Raw genomic sequence first — 16,642 nt, forward strand, 5'->3', positions numbered from 1 at the left:
ATGAGCGGGACCACAGCCGAAGCACTCATGTACGCCTGGTTCGCCCTGGCCCTCCTGTCCACCGGCTACGTCGCCCACGACGCGTTCACCAAGAACCCGGAACTCACGGTGATGAAGTGGGGATGGGTACTGGTGACCCTCTACATCGGCCCGGTGGGCGCCGCGCTCTACGTGCTGTCCTGCAAGGAGCCGCGGCCGGGGACCCACGAGCGGTTCGTGGCGCCGCTGTGGAAGCAGGCGCTCGGCTCGACCATCCACTGCGTGGCCGGCGACGCCACCGGCATCATGGTCGCGGCCGTCGTCGCCTCGCTGCTCGGGCTCCCGCCGTGGGCCGACGCCCTGTTCGAGTACGCGGTGGGCTTCGGCTTCGGGCTGCTGGTCTTCCAGGCCCTGTTCATGCGCGACATGCTCGGCGGCAGCTACGTACGGGCCGTCCGCTCGACGGTGTACGCGGAGTGGCTCTCGATGAACTGCGTGATGGGCGCCATGGTCGCGGTGAACGTGATCGTGCGAGGCCAGGTGCCGGGGGCGCGGGACGTCGACGACGTGCGCTTCTGGGCGACGTTCTCGCTGGCGGTGCTCGCCGGCCTGGCCTTCGCGTACCCGGTCAACGTGTGGCTGGTCGCCAACCACCTCAAGCACGGGATGGGGACGGTACGGGCACTGGGCGAGGGCGGCGAGCCGCTCCCGGCCGCAACCCACGCGGCCGCAACCCACGCGAGCGCAACCCACGCGAGCGCCTCCGGCATGGCCATGCCGGAGGCGGAGGTGACGGCGGAGCAGAAGACGGCCATGGCCGTGCTGACGGTCCTCTTCCTCGCGGCCGGGGTCCTGCTGGCCGCGATCTTCGGCCACCTGGCCTGACGCGACCGTCGTGGCCCCGGCCGTCGTGGGCCTTGCCGGGGACTACGCCACCCCGGCCGCCGCCGCGGGCTTCGCGTCCACCTGAGCCGCACCCGCCACCTCGACCTCGACCGCGGCCCCTTCCGTGCCCGGGGACCCGGCGGCGACGGCGCCACCCGCGTCACCCGCGTCACCCGCGTCACCCAGGTCGCCCGCGGGGAGCCGGCGCATCAGCAGCCAGTAGCCGGCCGCCGCCACCGTGCCGAGGACGCCGGTGGCCGCCCACAGCAGGTCCGCCCCGTACCGGTCGATCACGAAGCCCGCCATCAGCGGCGCGACCAGCGAGGCCACCGCCCAGGACAGGTTGTAGACCCCCTGGTAGCGCCCGCGCCCGTGCACCGGCGAGAGCCGCACGACCAGGCCCATCTGGGTCGGCGAGTTCACGATCTCGGCCAGGGTCCACACGCACACCGTCAGCGCGTACGCCCACAGGGGTCCGGCGAAGGCCGTCAGCGCGAAGCCGTAGCCCGCCAGCAGCGCGGAGATCACCAGCAGCTTCTGCGGGTCACGGTGCTCGATGAACCAGGTGACCGGGATCTGCAGCAGCACGATCAGCAGCCCGTTCCCGGCGACGACCAGCCCGTAGTCCCCGGGCGTGAACCCGGCGGCGCCCATCGCGACCGGCAGCCCGACCGACCCCTGCGTGAAGATCATGGAGATGAGGAAGGACAGCCCGACCACGCCCATGAACCGCCCGTCCCGCAGCACGGTCCCCAGCCCGATGGCGGGCCCCTCGTCGGCCGGGGCGGACGCGTCGGGCGTCCGCTCGGGCCGGGACTCGGGAAGCTTGACGAAGACCAGCACCGCACAGGCCAACGTCAGGGCCGCCTCGCCCAGGAAGCCGGCCAGGTAGCTGTACTCGGCGATCAGCCCCGCCGCCATCGCGCTGACGGCGAAGCCGAGGTTGATGGCCCAGTAGTTGAGCGAGAAGGCCCGTACACGGTCCTCGGGGCGGACGATGTCCGCCATCATCGCCGCGACCGCCGGCCGGGACGCGTTCGAGGTCACGCCGACCAGCAGGGCCACGGCCGCGATCGCCGCCGGGTGCTCCATGAAGCCGAGCAGCGCCACCGAGAAGGCGGTGGAGGATTGGGCCGCGAGCATCGTGGGCCGGCGCCCCAGCCGGTCGGTCATCACACCGGCGACGAGGGAGGAGATCACACCGCCGAGCCCGTGGAGGGCGACGACCAGGCCCGCGAAGGTGGCCGAGTAGCCCCGGTCCAGGGTCAGGTAGAGGGTCATGAAGGTGGCGACGAAGGCCCCGAGGCGGTTCACCAGGGTGCTCGCCCAGAGCCACCAGAAGGCCCTGGGCAGCCCGGAGACGCTCTCCCGTACGAGCTGTACGAAACGAGCAGCGGACATCAAGGAATCCCCCCGGCGGTGTAAGCATCACTCGAACGGTGTGCACATTACGAGCGAGGGGCCCGCGGGCGCCACCGGATTGACGCCCGGCGTCAATCCGGCGGGACCCGGCACCGCGCGCGAGCGCGCCCGGGCGTCCACTAGGCTCGTACGCATGGCCGACGCACCGTACAAGCTGATCCTCCTCCGCCACGGCGAGAGCGACTGGAACGCGAAGAACCTGTTCACCGGCTGGGTGGACGTCAACCTCACCGAGAAGGGCGAGAAGGAGGCGGTCCGGGGCGGTGAGCTGCTCAAGGACGCCGGCCTGCTGCCCGACGTGCTGCACACCTCCCTGCAGAAGCGCGCCATCCGCACGGCGCAGCTCGCGCTGGAGGCCGCGGACCGTCACTGGATCCCGGTGCACCGCTCCTGGCGCCTGAACGAGCGCCACTACGGTGCGCTCCAGGGCAAGGACAAGGCGCAGACCCTCGCGGAGTTCGGCGAGGAGCAGTTCATGCTGTGGCGCCGCTCGTACGACACCCCGCCGCCGGTCCTGGAGGACGGTACGGAGTTCTCGCAGTCCGCGGACCCGCGCTACGCGTCGATCCCGAACGAGCTGCGTCCGCGCACGGAGTGCCTCAAGGACGTCGTCGAGCGCATGCTGCCGTACTGGTACGACGGCATCGTCCCGGACCTGCTCGCCGGCCGCACGGTCCTGGTCGCCGCGCACGGCAACTCCCTGCGCGGTCTGGTCAAGCACCTGGACGGCATCTCGGACGCCGACATCACGGGCCTGAACATCCCGACCGGCATCCCGCTCGTCTACGAACTGGACGCCGACTTCAAGCCCCTCAACCCGGGCGGCACCTACCTCGACCCGGACGCGGCGGCGGCCGCCATCGAAGCCGTCAAGAACCAGGGCAAGAAGAAGTAAGCAGCGCGATCAAGCCCCTGACCTGCACTGACGGTGCGGGTCAGGGGCTTTCGTCCGTCCTGGACAGCCCTTGGGGACCGAAGTCCGTGACCGACACGGTGAGGAGGCTTTCGCCCGGAGCGAGGGCGGTGCGGGGTCGCGGAGCAGGAGTAGGCTTCGTGATCATGCCTTCCACCTGCGCGTACGGCGCGGGTGGGAGGCATTTTTTCGTGCCCGGGGCCGGCTCGCGGTGGGGGTCAGGGGGTGGCCTTGGGGGTGTTCTCGCGCCATTCGCGGCCGATCGAGCGGATCAGGGCCGGGTAGACCCCCAGGTATCGGAAGGGCTTGATGCCCAGCATGTAGAGGGTGCCCAGGCGGCCGTTCGGCTTCACCAGGACGGTCATCTGGCCGTGGTACCCGCCGTTGCCGTCCGGGACCCAGCCGATGTGCAGCACGCCGTGCACGGTCCGGTTGGCGGATTCCGCCGCCCACTCGTCGTGGGTCCGGAAGATCGAGGTGAACGGGGCCGACCGGAGGTCGGGGCCCCGCTCGCCCTCGCGCAGGTCGGCCGGCAGGCGGTCGCGGAGGGTCGGGACCCGGGTGCCGAGGCCGCCGTCGGGCCTGTCCCAGCCGAACAGCCTGCCGAGCCCGTGGCGGACCGCGAAGAGGAAGCGTGCCACGGGAGAGGGGACCGGATCCCCCGTGCCCTCCGCGAACTGGCGCACCAGGCGGGCGAGGTCGTCCGGCCCGCCCGGGGTCGGCAGTGCCCATACGTCCTCGACCTGGAAGTCGCCCGCGACCTCGTGGATCCGCCAGGGGCGGGAGGTGTGCGCGGTCTTGGGGAGTCTCATCGGTCGGCCCCTATCTATACGATGGCGTATAGATCGAGGCTAGCACTCATCTATACGGACCCGTATAGATAGGGGCCGTGTGAGGAGGAGCACAGCATGGGCGCGACCCGCACACCACGCGGAAAGTGGATCGAGGAAGGGTTGCGGGCCCTCGCCGTCGGCGGCCCCGAGGCCGTCCGCGTCGAGGCGTTGGCGCAGGCGCTCGGCGTCAGCAAGGGCGGCTTCTACGGCTACTTCGGCAGCCGGGGCGCCCTGCTCACCGAGATGCTCGACACCTGGGAGCACGAGGTCGCCGAGGCCGTGATCGAGCAGGTCGAGAGCGGCGGGGGAGACGCGCGGGCCAGGCTGGAGCGCCTGTTCGCGATCGCCTCGTCGGCCGACGGGCCGGTCAGGGGCACCACCGCCGACCTCGCGATCCGCGACTGGGCCCGGCGCGACGAGGACGTCGCGCGGCGGGTGCGGCGTACCGACAACCGGCGCATGGAGTACCTGCGTTCGCTGTTCCGCGTCATCTGCACCGACGAGGACGACGTCGAGGTCCGCTGCCTGCTCGCCTACTCCCTGCGGATCGGCGAGCACTTCATCCACGTCGACCACGGTGGCCGTACGCACGCGGAGGTCATGGAGCTGACCCGGGACTGGCTGCTCAGATAGCGCGAAAGGCCCCGGCCGAGGGAACTCGGACGGGGCCCGTCTTCGCGTGCGGCCGGTGGTGGCGGTCAGCCGCCGCACTGGCAGGGGGCGCCGGACTGGCAGCCGCAGCCGCAGCCGGAGCCGCAGCCGCAGGCCGCGAGCAGCGGTAGCCGCAGCGGCTCCGGCCTCGGGGGCTGTTCCTGCTCCGGGGTGATGGGGACGGGGGAATCGGGCATGGTTCCTCCTCGTGGACGGCCGTACGGGACTTCGTACGTCGGACCGCCCTCGCCCTCATTCATGCCCAGCACCACCGGCGCGTCAACGGCGCATTGGGGCTCGGCCCGGCCCGCGGACCGCCCACGGCCGGGACGGCGCCGGGACGGGGCCCGGACGCGGTCCGGACGCCCTCGTCCGGACTCCCCGCCTCCGACGGTGCCGGTGCGTCAGACGCCCTCGACCTGCGTCGGCTGCTGGAGGTCGTCCGCGTGCTCACCCGTCACCAGGTACACCACGCGCTTGGCCACCGACACCGCGTGGTCCGCGAAACGCTCGTAGTAGCGGCCCAGCAGGGTCACGTCCACGGCCGTCTCGATGCCGTGCTTCCAGCGGTCGTCCATCAGGTGCTGGAACAGCGTGCGGTGCAGCTGGTCCATCTCGTCGTCGTCCTGCTCCAGCTGGAGCGCGAGGTCGACGTCCTTCGTGATGATCACCTCGGCGGCCTTCGCCATCAGGCGCTGCGCCAGCTGCCCCATCTCCAGGATGGTGGCGTGCAGGTCCCGCGGCACGGCCCGGTCCGGGAAGCGCAGCCGGGCGAGCTTCGCCACGTGCTGGGCGAGGTCGCCGCTGCGCTCCAGGTCGGCGCTCATCCGCAGGGAGGTCACGACGATGCGCAGGTCGGTGGCGACCGGCTGCTGGCGCGCCAGCAGGGCGATGGCGCGCGCCTCCAGGTCGTGCTGGAGGTCGTCGACCTTCTGGTCGGCGGCGATGACGCTCTCGGCGAGCTTCAGGTCCGCGTCGAGCATGGACGTCGTGGCCCGCCCGATCGCGGAGCCGACGAGTCGGGCCATCTCGACCAGGCCTTCTCCGATCGAGTCCAGTTCCTCGTGGTACGCGTCGCGCATGTCTCGTGTCCCTCTCTCGACCTACTACTGCGGTACTGCCCGGGGGCGGGCCGGGGCTGCCGGCGGCCCCACGGTGACACGGTGAGCGGCGAACGCGTCCGACTCCGGCACCACAAGTGAATCAACCCCGTCGCCAGGGTGAACTCTGGGCGACGACTGTTCGAGGTGCCACCCGAACGGCTGTGGAAGTGTCGTCGCGCCTGCTTAACCTGGATCCATGGACGTGAACGCGGCGGTCGCCGCAGCTGCAGCGATCGCCGGTCTGTGCACCGGTGTGATCGCGATGCTGGCGTTCCGCTGGAGCGAGCGCGACCAGGCCCGCCCCACCCGGAGCTCCATGCGCCCCGACATCAACGCGGTGCTGCCGCCCGGCGTGGACACCGTCCTCTCCGTGCTGCGCTCCTCGGCGGTCGTACTGGACGAGGGCGACGCGGTGGTCAAGGCCAGCTCGGCGGCGTACGCCCTCGGCCTGGTCCGCGGCGGCAAGCTCGCCGTGGAGCCGATGCTCCACATGGCCCGCGACACCCGCCGCGACGGCGAGATACGCCAGGTCGAGCTGGACCTGCCCCGGCGCGGTACCGGTCGGGGAGAGGCCCTCGCGGTCTCGGCGCGCGTCGCCCCGCTCGGCTCCCGCCTGGTGCTCCTCCTGGTCGAGGACCTCACCGAGGCCCGCCGCATCGAGGCCGTACGCCGCGACTTCGTCGCCAACGTGTCGCACGAGCTGAAGACCCCGGTCGGGGCGATCTCCCTGCTGTCCGAGGCCGTCATGGACGCCGCGGACGACCCCGAGGCGGTCAGTCGCTTCGCCGGCCGCATGCAGATCGAGTCCACCCGGCTGATCAACCTCGTGCAGGAGCTCATCGACCTCTCCCGGGTACAGAACGACGACCCGCTGGAGGACGCCGAGCCCGTACGCGTGGACACGCTGGTCGCCGAGGCCATCGACCGTTGCCGCCACACGGCGTCCTCGAAGCAGATCACCATGGCCGCGGGCGGCACCGCCGACCTGCGCGTATGGGGCAACCGCGGACAGCTCGCGGCCGCCCTCGGAAATCTGGTCGAGAACGCCGTCAACTACAGCCCCGCCCGCACTCGCGTCGGTATCGCCGGACGCAGGGTGACGGCTCCTGGGGGAGACTTGATCGAGATCGCCGTGACCGACCAGGGCATCGGCATCCCGGAAAAGGACCGCGAGCGCATCTTCGAGCGCTTCTACCGCGTGGACCCGGCCCGCTCCCGAGCCACGGGAGGAACCGGCCTCGGCCTTGCGATCGTGAAGCACGTGGCGGCCTCGCACGGCGGGGAGGTGTCGGTATGGAGCTCGGAGGGCCAGGGTTCCACGTTCACCCTGCGACTCCCTGAAGCGGCCGCGCCGGCCCCGGCGGCGGCCCACGCCACCCACCCGACCCCTGCCTGACCCAGAACCGCCCCAGCCATTCCTGCCCCGGAGGTCCTTCCGTGACCCGAGTGCTCGTCGTCGAGGATGAGGAATCCTTCAGCGACGCCCTGTCCTACATGCTCCGCAAGGAGGGCTTCGAGGTCGCCATCGCCGCGACCGGGCCCGACGGGCTCGACGAGTTCGAGCGCAACGGCGCCGACCTCGTCCTCCTCGACCTGATGCTCCCCGGCCTGCCCGGCACGGAGGTCTGCCGGCAGCTGCGCGGCCGCTCCAACGTGCCCGTGATCATGGTGACCGCCAAGGACAGCGAGATCGACAAGGTCGTCGGGCTGGAGATAGGAGCAGATGACTACGTCACCAAGCCCTTCTCCTCGCGCGAGCTGGTCGCCCGCATCCGCGCGGTCCTGCGCCGCCGCGGCGAGCCGGAGGAGGTCACCCCGGCGGCCCTGGAGGCCGGCCCCGTCCGGATGGACGTCGACCGCCACGTCGTCACCGTCTCCGGCGGCAAGGTGGATCTCCCGCTGAAGGAGTTCGACCTGCTGGAGATGCTGCTGCGCAACGCGGGCCGCGTGCTGACCCGTATGCAGCTCATCGACCGGGTCTGGGGCGCCGACTACGTCGGTGACACCAAGACGCTGGACGTCCACGTCAAGCGCCTCCGAGCCAAGATCGAGCCGGACCCGGGCGCGCCGCGCTACCTGGTGACGGTGCGAGGCCTGGGCTACAAGTTCGAGCCGTAGGCCGAGGGTGCCCGCGTGGTCCGTGGCCGGTCGGAGGCCGGCACAGCGCCGCGAAGCCGGTGAGGCCCCCGGGCCTCGCCGTGCGAGGGGCGCACGCGGAGTGGGGTTCGAGCCGGACCCGGGCGCGCCGCGCTACCCGGTGACGGTGCGAGGCCTGGGCTACACGTTCGAGCCGTAGGCCGCCCCTGCCCTGGAGGTCGTACGGGAAGGGCCCCCACCCGCTGTTGCGGATGGGGGCCCTTCCCGTATGCGTACGCGGGGTCGGCGTCAGTGGCCGGCGCTGCGCGAGGGGGAACCCGACGGCGTACCGGTGGCGGACCCGGACGGGGTGGCTCCGGCGGCCGCGCCGGTGGCTCCGGCGGACGGGGAGCCCGACGGGGAGCCGGACGGCGTGCCCGAGGGGGTGCCGGACGGGGAGGCGGCCGGGGCCGGGGCCGCGGTCGGGCCGAACGGCGCGAACGCACCGGTGGCCGGGACCACGAAGGCCTCCAGCTCGATGCCGCCCGTGCTGCTCAGCTGGAAGAGGACCTTCTGGACCTCGCCGTCCCGGACGGTCGCGGCGCCGTCCTCGATCACGGCGGAGGCGTTGCCCTTGCCGCCGATCACGACGTAGCCGAGGGCCGGCACGGTGACCTTGCCGGAGCCTTCGGCCGGCTTCAGCGCGACCTTGCCCTTGCCACCCGGGAGGGTGATGCCGTCAAGCGTCTGAGCCTTGGTGCCGTTGTTGAAGACCGTCGCGGAGACGACCGCGGGACCCTTCTCGCCCTTCTGGCCCTGGGTGATCACCAGGGCGTTCTGGACCTCGATGTCGCCCTTGGCGGCGGCGGCGTTGTCCGGCTTGATCTGGAGGGTCTGCGCGTCGTTGCCCGCACCGCACGCGGCCAGCGAGGCGATCGAGAACACGACGGCGGTGGCGGCGAGGGCGCCGCGTCGAAGGCTGCGGCTCACGGCGGCGGCATCTCCTTGGACGAACGGAAGGGGCGGGTGGACGCTCGGAACGGCCGAGGTAAAGCCGCTCTAAGGGTGTGTCAGCGCGCTTAGGTTACCGAGCCGCCGCCCCGCCCCCGCACCCGACCCTCCGCAGGGCGGCCCCCACCCTGGCGGCCTCCCACGATCTTGCATTCCGCCGTGCCGTTCCCGTGCCGTTCACCGTGCTGTTCGCCGCGCCGTTCGCCGCGCCGTTCACCGGGCCGATCTTGTGGCGCTCGCATATCGTGCGCGGGCCCCCTGTTGATCAATTTCCGGATTCCCTCGAACGCACTTCGTGATCAATTCGGGATTGGGCCGGAACCCGCCCGGTGAGGGCGGTCGCCAGTCGGACGGAGTAGTTCGGTTTCTCGACTCGGAACCCGGCAAAACGGGACGTACGTCACACTGATGGGGGTGCCGGGCAGGTGTAGCGTGGCCCTTTCGCCTGGTCCGCGCAGCGCCCCCGACCTGCGAATACCCCCTTCCGGAAGCTCTCCGCAGCACGTTCCTGTTGCTGTTGTCAAGCCCCGAGATGTGCCCTGACCTGCGAAAACGCCATTCATAACAGTCAGTTCTCGTGTTACCCTGGATAGCCACGGAAGGGGTACCTGTCACATGACGTTCAAGGTTGGCGACACCGTGGTCTATCCCCATCACGGGGCCGCGCTGATCGAGGCCATTGAGACTCGTCAGATCAAAGGCGTGGACAAGACCTACTTGGTGCTCAAGGTCGCCCAGGGCGACCTGACGGTTCGTGTGCCTGCGGACAATGCGGAGTTCGTCGGCGTTCGCGACGTAGTCGGCCAGGACGGGCTGGACCGGGTCTTCGAGGTGCTTCGTGCACCGTATGCAGAAGAGCCGACGAACTGGTCCCGGCGCTACAAGGCAAATCTGGAGAAGCTCGCTTCTGGCGATGTCATCAAGGTCGCCGAAGTGGTGCGTGACCTGTGGCGTCGTGAGCGCGAGCGCGGGCTGTCCGCGGGCGAGAAGCGCATGCTCGCGAAGGCACGCCAGATTCTGGTGAGCGAGCTCGCGCTCGCCGAGAACACGAACGAGGACAAGGCCGAGGCCCTCCTCGACGAGGTGCTCGCGTCCTGACGCGAGTCCCCGTGCACCAATTGGTGCGCAGCTTGCCGCGGTGCCCGATGACAAGGTCTCTCCTCCACGAGGGACCTGTTGCCGGGCGCTGCGGCATGTCTGTATCCGTACCTTTTGCCTTACTGCCTCACTGCCACCATCGCGATGGCGTGCCGGGCCCGGGCAGCCTGCTCGACCGGTCGTCACGGAAGGGGCGAGGGGCGTCGCACCCGGCACCCTTCAGGCCATACCCATGTCGGCCGAAGTCACAAACCTGGCTCGGAGCTACTGATGTCTGACGTTACGCGTCCCCACCGCACCGCCGCGGTGATCCCGGCCGCCGGCCGGGGGGTACGCCTCGGTCCCGGTGCCCCCAAGGCCCTGCGGGCCCTCGGCGGCACCCCGATGCTCATCCACGCCGTACGCGCGATGGCCCGCTCCCGCGCGGTCTCCCTCGTGGTGGTCGTGGCCCCGCCCGCGGAGGCCGCCGAGGTGCGCCTGCTGCTGGGCGAGCACGCCCTGCCCGAGCGCACCGAGCTGCTGGTCGTCCCCGGCGGGGAGACCCGCCAGGACTCCGTCCGCGCCGGCCTCGACGCGCTGCCGCCGGACGTCACCTCCGTACTCATCCACGACGCGGCCCGCCCGCTCGTCCCCGTGGACACGGTGGACTCGGTGATCGAGGCCGTACGCGACGGCGCGCCCGCCGTGGTGCCCGCGCTGCCCCTGGCCGACACCGTCAAGGAGGTCGAGCCCGGCAAGCCCGGCGAGCCCGAGCCGGTCCTCGGCACGCCCGAGCGGGCCCGGCTGCGCGCCGTGCAGACCCCGCAGGGCTTCGACCTCGCCACCCTCCGGCAGGCGCACGCCGCGATCGCCGTCGCCGGCGAGGGCGCCACCGACGACGCCGGAATGGTGGAACGGCTCGGCGTCACCGTCGTGGTGATCCCGGGCCACGAAGAGGCCTTCAAGGTCACCCGCCCGCTCGACCTGGTCCTCGCAGAGGCCGTACTCGCCCGCAGGAGGGCCACCGATGGCTACTGAGCCGACCACCGCGACCACTCCCGTCGCGCCGCTGATCCCGCTCGTCGGCATCGGTACCGACGTCCACGCCTTCGAGACCGGCCGCGAGCTGTGGTGCGCCGGCCTGCTCTGGGAGGGCGAGGACGGCCTCGCCGGACACTCCGACGGTGACGTCGCCGCCCACGCCGCCTGCGACGCCCTCTTCTCCGCCGCCGGCGTCGGGGACCTCGGCGCGCACTTCGGCACCTCCCGCCCCGAGTGGTCCGGAGCCGCCGGCGTCACCCTTCTGGCGGAGGCGGCCCGTATCGTCCGCGCCGAGGGCTTCGAGATCGGCAACATCGCCATCCAGGTGATCGGCGTACGCCCGAAGATCGGCAAGCGGCGCGAAGAAGCGCAGAAGGCGCTCGCGGCCGCCGCCGGCGCCCCCGTCTCGGTGTCCGGCACCACCACCGACGGGCTGGGGCTCACCGGCCGCGCCGAGGGGCTCGCCGCCATCGCCACGGCCCTCGTGTACCGGACGAACCGGGCCTGATCGCTCGTCGCGGCCGTACATCTTCGGCAACAAAGGTGCCCCGGGTCCCGAAAGGGTCGCGGGGCACTGCTACAGGGCCACTACCCTGGATGCCGTGACTATTCGCCTGTACGACACCAGCGCCCGGCAGATCCGCGACTTCACCCCGCTCACCGCGGGCTGTGTCTCGATCTACCTGTGCGGCGCCACGGTGCAGGCCGCCCCGCACATCGGGCACATCCGGTCGGGTCTCAACTTCGACATCATGCGCCGCTGGTTCGAGTACCGGGGCTACGAGGTCACCTTCATCCGCAACGTCACGGACATCGACGACAAGATCATCACGAAGGCCGCCGAGCAGCGCCGCCCGTGGTGGTCCATCGGCTACGAGAACGAGCGCGCCTTCAACGACGGCTACACCGCGCTCGGCTGCCTCCCGCCCACCTACGAGCCCCGCGCCACCGGCCACGTCACCGAGATGGTCGAGATGATGCGCGGACTCATCGAGCGCGGTCACGCCTACGAGTCCGAGGGCAACGTCTACTTCGACGTGAAGTCCTTCCCCGGCTACCTCTCGCTCTCCCGCCAGGAGCTCGACAACATCCGCCAGCCGGAGAGCACCGGCGAGACCGGCAAGCGCGACCCGCGCGACTTCGCCATGTGGAAGTCCGTCAAGCCCGGCGAGCCCTCCTGGGAGACCCCTTGGGGCCGTGGCCGTCCCGGCTGGCACCTGGAGTGCTCCGCCATGGCGCACAAGTACCTCGGTGAGGCCTTCGACATCCACGGCGGCGGGCTCGACCTGATCTTCCCGCACCACGAGAACGAGATCGCCCAGGCCCAGGCCTTCGGCGACGAGTTCGCCAAGTACTGGGTGCACAACGCCTGGGTCACCATGTCCGGCGAGAAGATGTCCAAGTCGCTGGGCAATTCCGTCCTCGTCTCCGAGATGGTCAAGCAGTGGCGTCCGATCGTCCTGCGCTACTACCTCGGCACCCCGCACTACCGGTCGATGATCGAGTACAGCGAGGAGGCCCTGCGCGAGGCCGAGTCGGCCTTCGCCCGGATCGAGGGCTTCTACCAGCGCGTCATCGAGAAGGCCGGCGGTCCCGTCGAGCCGGCGCGCGAGGTCCCGCCCGCCTTCGCCGAGGCCATGGACGACGACCTGGGAGTACCGCAGGCGCTCGCGATCGTCCACACCACCGTCCGTCAGGGCAACAGCGCGCTCGCCGCCGACGACAAGGACGCGGCCATCGCGCGCCTGTCCGAGGTGCGGGCCATGCTCGGCGTCCTCGGCCTGGACCCGCTCGACCCGCACTGGGACGGCGCGAACGCGTCCGACCGCGGCGAGGAGCTCCACGGCGCCGTGGACACCCTCGTACGACTCGTCCTGGAGCAGCGCGAGTCCGCCCGGGCCCGCAAGGACTGGGCGACCGCCGACGCGATCCGCGACCAGCTCCAGCAGTCCGGGCTGGTCATCGAGGACAGCCCCACCGGTCCGCGCTGGACGCTCGGCCCCCGTTGAGCCCAGCAGCTGAGCTTGGTGTGCTGCCCGGCCTTCCGGGCGGCACACTCTTCATACGTACATATCGCAGCACCAACGAAAACAGGTAGAAGTCATGGCCGGGAACAGCCAACGCAGGAACCGCCGCACGTCCAACAAGAAGGGCGCGACGGTCGGCAGCGGTGGCCAGCGGCGCAAGGGCCTGGAAGGCAAGGGCCCCACGCCCAAGGCCGAGGACCGCAAGAAGCACAAGGCCAACCGCATCGCCAACGCCATGGCCCGCCAGGCGGCCAAGCGTCGCCCGGCCCCGCGCCGCGGCGGCCCCAAGGGCACCAGCGAGATGGTCGTCGGCCGCAACCCGGTCTTCGAGGCGCTGCGCGACGGTGTCCCCGCCACGACGCTCTACGTCCAGCAGTTCATCGACAACGACGAGCGCGTCCGCGAGGCCCTCCAGCTCGCCGCCGAGCGCGGCAACATCAACCTGATGGAAGCCCCGCGCCCCGAGCTCGACCGCATGACCAACGGGCTCAACCACCAGGGCCTGGTCCTCCAGGTCCCGCCGTACGAGTACGCGCACCCCGAGGACCTCACCGCGGCCGCCTACGACGAGGGCGACGACCCGCTGATCGTCGCGCTCGACGGCGTCACCGACCCGCGCAACCTCGGCGCGATCGTCCGCTCCGTCTCCGCCTTCGGCGGCCACGGCGTGGTCATCCCCGAGCGCCGCGCCGCCGGCATGACCGCCGGTGCGTGGAAGACCTCGGCCGGCACCGCCGCCCGCACCCCGGTCTCGCGCGTCACCAACCTGACCCGTGCCCTCCAGGACTACAAGAAGGCCGGCATCACCGTCGTCGGCCTCGCGGCCGAGGGCACCCACGAGGTCCAGGACCTCGACGTGCTCGGCGGTCCGGTCGTCATCGTCGTCGGCTCCGAGGGCAAGGGTCTCGGCCGGCTCGTCGGCGAGAACTGCGACTACCTCGTGCGCATTCCGATGCCGGGTGGCGCCGAGTCCCTCAACGCCGGTGTCGCCGCAGGTGTCGTGCTCTACGAGGCGGCCCGCCGCCGCGCCACCCGCGGCCGCGCCTGAACTCCGCGCGACTGATCCACTTGGCTCACGGAACGTGACCCGTGAGCGTGTCACCCCGCCCGATTCGGGCGGGGTGGCTTGATCTTGACGGGTCTCGGACACATCCCTGGCGTCAAGGCAGTGTCCTAAGCACTGATCACTCGGTTAGATGAGTGTGGACACCAGAACGTCAGGGTTCGACGACCAGCCCGCGCTGAGCATGGTCAAGGTGCCGTGCGACCCCGCACAGGTCATCGTCAACCACGCCAGCTTCCGCGTGCGGCTCGCACCGAGCCCGAGCGCGCGTTCCAAGCCCGCGAAGGCCCCCGGCCGCGCACCCGTTCTGGGTGGCGCCGTGGTGGCGGCCGCCGGGGCCACCCGCCGCCGGGCCCCCGTGGTCTGGAGCGGCAAGTCCGACGCCGGCGACGCCGCCGCCATGGGCGGTCTGCTCCAGGCCGTCCGTGAGGCCGGCCGCGGACACGACGAGTACGACGGCGGCGCCACCCAGGTCATCCCCCGTGTCGACCTGGCCCACGACCTCGCCGAGGACACCCTCGCCACGCCGACCGTCATCGGCCAGCGCAGCTACGGGGACCCCACCGAGACCCGCCCGCTGGCCGCCGTACGCGACCTGCCCTACCAGCAGGAGCCGCCCGGCTCCGGCCCCGGGGCCGACTCCCGCCGGGCCGGCCCCGACACGCGCGGGCAGGCCTCCTACTACCCCGGCCGCCGGATGAACCTCGGCGTCGTGCTGCTCCCGCTGCGCGTCTTCCTCGGCTTCATCTCCATCTACGCCGGCATGGGCAAGCTCTGCGACCCCGTCTACTTCGACGGCGGCGAGCGCGGCTCCATGGTCACCTGGCTGCACACGCTGAACCCCTGGGCGCTCGCCGAGCCGCTGCGCGACTTCGCCCTCGCGCACCCGGTCGGCGCGGGCCTGAGCGTCGCCTTCCTCCAGGTCATCGTCGGCGTGCTCACGGTCTTCGGCCTGTGGCAGCGGTTCGCCGCCTGCTTCGGGGCGTTGCTGTCCGCCGCCCTGCTGATGACGGTGAGCTGGAAGACCGTCCCGGCCTACGACGCGCCCGACATCATCTACCTCGCCGCCTGGAGCCCGCTGATCATCGCGGGAGCCCCGGTCTACTCCCTCGACGGCCGCCTCGCCGGCGAGGCCTGGCGGACCCTCGGTCCGCGCTCCGAGATCTGGCGGCTGCGGCGGCGCGTCCTGCGCCGCGGGGCCGTCATGGCCACCGTCGTGTGCGGGCTCACCCTGCTCGTCGGCTCGCTCCTCGGCGGCGCCGTCCGCTCCACCACCGTCGTCACCGTCCCCGGGCCGGGCGAGGCGCCCAGCAACTATCTGCCGGGCCGTCCGCTGCCGCAGGCACCGGCGAGCCCGCAGCCGGGACAGCAGCGCTCCACGCAGGCGCCGAGCAAGGCCGCCTCGCCCTCGGCGAGCGCGACCGAGCCCGCCGCGAAGTCCGGGAAGACCGCGTCCGGCAGCCCCTCCAAGGGAACCTCGGGCACCCGCTCCGAGTCACCGGCCGCGACGCGCGGCACCACCGGCAAGCAGACCCCGCGCAGCACCCCCCGGCAGTCCTCCGCACCGAGGCAGCCGTCCTCCTCCGCGGGGAGCAGCACGGGCGGCGGGGCCCCGGCCCCGAAGCAGCCGGGCCTGATCGGCGGGCTCATCGGCTGACACCGGCACATGACGATCGGGGCCCGGCGCGCGCGAGCGTGCCGGGCCCCCGTGCGTGTACCGGGCGCGCGCAGCCGCGTACGTACGGACGGCGAACGGCCCGGGACGGGCCTCAGGGGCCCTTCTGCGCGGCCAACTCCCGTGCGGCCTCGGTGAGGTCCTTCGCGGTGTCGATCGCCCGCCAGTAGGCGCCCTGCGGCAGCGGGAAGCCGGCGAGACGTCGCTCGCGGGCCAGGCGCGGGAACGTCGTGCGCTCGTGATCGCCCAAGTCCGGCAGCAGCGAGACGAATTCGGAGCTGAAGACGTACACGCCGGCGTTGACGAGGTAGGGCGACGGCGGAGCCTCGATGAAGTCCAGCACGTGCCCGAACTCGTCGGTCTCCACGACCCCCCACGGGATGCGCGGCCGCGCCAGCGCGAGCGTGGCCACCGCGTCCCGCTCCGCGTGGAAGGCGGCCATCTCGCGGAGCGAGAAGCGGGTCCACACGTCGCCGTTGGTCGCGTACCAGGCCCCGTCGGGGTACGGGAGGTGCCGGGCCGCGTACTTGAGACCGCCACCGCGCCCCAGCGGCTCCTCCTCGACCACCGTGGTCACGCGGAGCGGCAACCGGGCCCCGGCCAGCCACTCCTGGAGCACCTCGGCCAGGTGCCCGCAGGAGACCACGGCGTCCGTGACCCCCTCGGCGGCCAGCCAGGCCAGTTGGTGCCCGATGATCGGCACCCCCGTGCCCGGGATCTCCACCATCGGCTTCGGGCGGTCGTCCGTGTACGGCCGCAGCCGCGAACCCTGGCCGCCCGCCAGGACGACGGCCTGGGTGGGGGCGGCGGGGAACGCGGCTGCGGGGGGCGCGGGTGGAGCGGATCGGTGGTCGTCGGTCATGACGGCCAGCGTAGGGACGTGACG

The 16,642-nt window shown here is 71.7% G+C and carries 17 protein-coding genes; 11 read left to right on the top strand and 6 right to left on the bottom strand.

Going from position 1 to position 16,642, the window contains the following annotated elements:
- Nucleotides 1-864 (top strand): DUF4396 domain-containing protein, encoded by an 864-nt coding sequence (locus ACWG52_RS20505; RefSeq protein WP_453125535.1) that lies wholly within the window; start codon nucleotides 1-3, stop codon nucleotides 862-864.
- A 42-nt stretch (nucleotides 865-906) separates the two neighbouring features.
- Here ACWG52_RS20505 and ACWG52_RS20510 read toward each other — a convergent pair whose 3' ends face one another.
- Nucleotides 907-2,265, bottom strand: coding sequence for an MDR family MFS transporter (locus tag ACWG52_RS20510; RefSeq protein ID WP_453125537.1), 1,359 nt, complete (start codon nucleotides 2,263-2,265; stop codon nucleotides 907-909).
- Between the two features lie 154 nt (nucleotides 2,266-2,419).
- Between ACWG52_RS20510 and ACWG52_RS20515 the strand changes: the two genes are divergently transcribed.
- Nucleotides 2,420-3,181 (top strand): phosphoglyceromutase, encoded by a 762-nt coding sequence (locus tag ACWG52_RS20515; RefSeq protein WP_030728436.1) that lies wholly within the window; start codon nucleotides 2,420-2,422, stop codon nucleotides 3,179-3,181.
- A gap of 236 nt (nucleotides 3,182-3,417) precedes the next feature.
- On the opposite strand, the gene ACWG52_RS20520 is transcribed toward ACWG52_RS20515, so the two are convergent.
- Nucleotides 3,418-4,011 carry a DUF2867 domain-containing protein gene (locus ACWG52_RS20520; protein WP_389816924.1) on the bottom strand — a complete coding sequence of 198 codons (594 nt, stop codon included), beginning with the start codon at nucleotides 4,009-4,011 and terminating at the stop codon, nucleotides 3,418-3,420.
- 96 nt (nucleotides 4,012-4,107) lie between these two features.
- On the opposite strand from ACWG52_RS20520, the gene ACWG52_RS20525 reads away from it, so the two are divergent.
- Entirely contained in the window at nucleotides 4,108-4,665 is a 558-nt protein-coding gene (locus tag ACWG52_RS20525; protein ID WP_033225880.1) for a TetR/AcrR family transcriptional regulator, read from the top strand.
- A gap of 65 nt (nucleotides 4,666-4,730) precedes the next feature.
- Here the strand turns inward: ACWG52_RS20525 and ACWG52_RS20530 are convergent, their stop codons facing one another.
- Together ACWG52_RS20530 and phoU are read right to left on the bottom strand one after the other, a co-directional pair.
- Entirely contained in the window at nucleotides 4,731-4,880 is a 150-nt protein-coding gene (locus ACWG52_RS20530) for a hypothetical protein (RefSeq protein WP_167344738.1), read from the bottom strand.
- Nucleotides 4,881-5,087: 207 nt separating this feature from the next.
- Nucleotides 5,088-5,765, bottom strand: coding sequence for a phosphate signaling complex protein PhoU (gene phoU, locus ACWG52_RS20535; protein WP_030009600.1), 678 nt, complete (start codon nucleotides 5,763-5,765; stop codon nucleotides 5,088-5,090).
- Between the two features lie 217 nt (nucleotides 5,766-5,982).
- Between phoU and ACWG52_RS20540 the strand changes: the two genes are divergently transcribed.
- Nucleotides 5,983-7,182, top strand: a complete 1,200-nt coding sequence (locus ACWG52_RS20540) for a sensor histidine kinase (protein WP_051763887.1) — start codon at nucleotides 5,983-5,985, stop codon at nucleotides 7,180-7,182.
- Nucleotides 7,183-7,223: 41 nt separating this feature from the next.
- The gene (locus ACWG52_RS20545; RefSeq protein ID WP_030009598.1) at nucleotides 7,224-7,904 is read left to right on the top strand and encodes a response regulator transcription factor; all 681 of its coding nucleotides are present in this window, start codon (nucleotides 7,224-7,226) and stop codon (nucleotides 7,902-7,904) included.
- Between the two features lie 267 nt (nucleotides 7,905-8,171).
- On the opposite strand, the gene ACWG52_RS20550 is transcribed toward ACWG52_RS20545, so the two are convergent.
- Complete coding sequence (locus ACWG52_RS20550) at nucleotides 8,172-8,852, bottom strand: DUF461 domain-containing protein (RefSeq protein ID WP_389816933.1); 681 nt, start codon at nucleotides 8,850-8,852, stop codon at nucleotides 8,172-8,174.
- 636 nt (nucleotides 8,853-9,488) lie between these two features.
- Here ACWG52_RS20550 and ACWG52_RS20555 point away from each other — a divergent pair.
- From ACWG52_RS20555 to ACWG52_RS20580, 6 genes are all read left to right on the top strand, one after another.
- Nucleotides 9,489-9,971 (top strand): CarD family transcriptional regulator, encoded by a 483-nt coding sequence (locus tag ACWG52_RS20555; protein WP_003953493.1) that lies wholly within the window; start codon nucleotides 9,489-9,491, stop codon nucleotides 9,969-9,971.
- Nucleotides 9,972-10,241: 270 nt separating this feature from the next.
- The gene (ispD, locus tag ACWG52_RS20560) at nucleotides 10,242-10,988 is read left to right on the top strand and encodes a 2-C-methyl-D-erythritol 4-phosphate cytidylyltransferase (RefSeq protein ID WP_266483826.1); all 747 of its coding nucleotides are present in this window, start codon (nucleotides 10,242-10,244) and stop codon (nucleotides 10,986-10,988) included.
- Nucleotides 10,978-11,499, top strand: coding sequence for a 2-C-methyl-D-erythritol 2,4-cyclodiphosphate synthase (gene ispF, locus ACWG52_RS20565; RefSeq protein ID WP_389816938.1), 522 nt, complete (start codon nucleotides 10,978-10,980; stop codon nucleotides 11,497-11,499). The genes ispD and ispF overlap by 11 nt, the downstream gene beginning before the upstream one ends.
- A 94-nt stretch (nucleotides 11,500-11,593) precedes the next feature.
- Nucleotides 11,594-13,000: a cysteine--tRNA ligase gene (gene cysS, locus ACWG52_RS20570; protein ID WP_375944473.1), complete on the top strand. Its 1,407-nt coding sequence runs from the start codon at nucleotides 11,594-11,596 to the stop codon at nucleotides 12,998-13,000.
- A 94-nt stretch (nucleotides 13,001-13,094) separates the two neighbouring features.
- Entirely contained in the window at nucleotides 13,095-14,066 is a 972-nt protein-coding gene (gene rlmB, locus ACWG52_RS20575) for a 23S rRNA (guanosine(2251)-2'-O)-methyltransferase RlmB (protein ID WP_390141058.1), read from the top strand.
- 148 nt (nucleotides 14,067-14,214) lie between these two features.
- Nucleotides 14,215-15,738: a DoxX family membrane protein gene (locus ACWG52_RS20580; RefSeq protein ID WP_389816946.1), complete on the top strand. Its 1,524-nt coding sequence runs from the start codon at nucleotides 14,215-14,217 to the stop codon at nucleotides 15,736-15,738.
- A gap of 112 nt (nucleotides 15,739-15,850) precedes the next feature.
- Here the strand turns inward: ACWG52_RS20580 and ACWG52_RS20585 are convergent, their stop codons facing one another.
- Nucleotides 15,851-16,618 (bottom strand): nucleotidyltransferase family protein, encoded by a 768-nt coding sequence (locus ACWG52_RS20585; protein ID WP_390141060.1) that lies wholly within the window; start codon nucleotides 16,616-16,618, stop codon nucleotides 15,851-15,853.
- Nucleotides 16,619-16,642: the final 24 nt, after the last annotated feature.

The organism is Streptomyces sp. CLCI03, from assembly GCF_053615355.1.

Excerpts from the sequence above, each read along its gene's own strand:
- ACWG52_RS20505 (WP_453125535.1), top strand. The coding sequence starts at position 1 with ATGAGCGGGACCACAGCCGAAGCACTCATGTACGCCTGGTTCGCCCTG.
- ACWG52_RS20510 (WP_453125537.1), bottom strand. The coding sequence starts at position 2,265 with ATGTCCGCTGCTCGTTTCGTACAGCTCGTACGGGAGAGCGTCTCCGGG.
- ACWG52_RS20515 (WP_030728436.1), top strand. The coding sequence starts at position 2,420 with ATGGCCGACGCACCGTACAAGCTGATCCTCCTCCGCCACGGCGAGAGC.
- ACWG52_RS20520 (WP_389816924.1), bottom strand. The coding sequence starts at position 4,011 with ATGAGACTCCCCAAGACCGCGCACACCTCCCGCCCCTGGCGGATCCAC.
- ACWG52_RS20525 (WP_033225880.1), top strand. The coding sequence starts at position 4,108 with ATGGGCGCGACCCGCACACCACGCGGAAAGTGGATCGAGGAAGGGTTG.
- ACWG52_RS20530 (WP_167344738.1), bottom strand. The coding sequence starts at position 4,880 with ATGCCCGATTCCCCCGTCCCCATCACCCCGGAGCAGGAACAGCCCCCG.
- phoU (WP_030009600.1), bottom strand. The coding sequence starts at position 5,765 with ATGCGCGACGCGTACCACGAGGAACTGGACTCGATCGGAGAAGGCCTG.
- ACWG52_RS20540 (WP_051763887.1), top strand. The coding sequence starts at position 5,983 with ATGGACGTGAACGCGGCGGTCGCCGCAGCTGCAGCGATCGCCGGTCTG.
- ACWG52_RS20555 (WP_003953493.1), top strand. The coding sequence starts at position 9,489 with ATGACGTTCAAGGTTGGCGACACCGTGGTCTATCCCCATCACGGGGCC.
- ispD (WP_266483826.1), top strand. The coding sequence starts at position 10,242 with ATGTCTGACGTTACGCGTCCCCACCGCACCGCCGCGGTGATCCCGGCC.
- ispF (WP_389816938.1), top strand. The coding sequence starts at position 10,978 with ATGGCTACTGAGCCGACCACCGCGACCACTCCCGTCGCGCCGCTGATC.
- rlmB (WP_390141058.1), top strand. The coding sequence starts at position 13,095 with ATGGCCGGGAACAGCCAACGCAGGAACCGCCGCACGTCCAACAAGAAG.
- ACWG52_RS20580 (WP_389816946.1), top strand. The coding sequence starts at position 14,215 with ATGAGTGTGGACACCAGAACGTCAGGGTTCGACGACCAGCCCGCGCTG.
- ACWG52_RS20585 (WP_390141060.1), bottom strand. The coding sequence starts at position 16,618 with ATGACCGACGACCACCGATCCGCTCCACCCGCGCCCCCCGCAGCCGCG.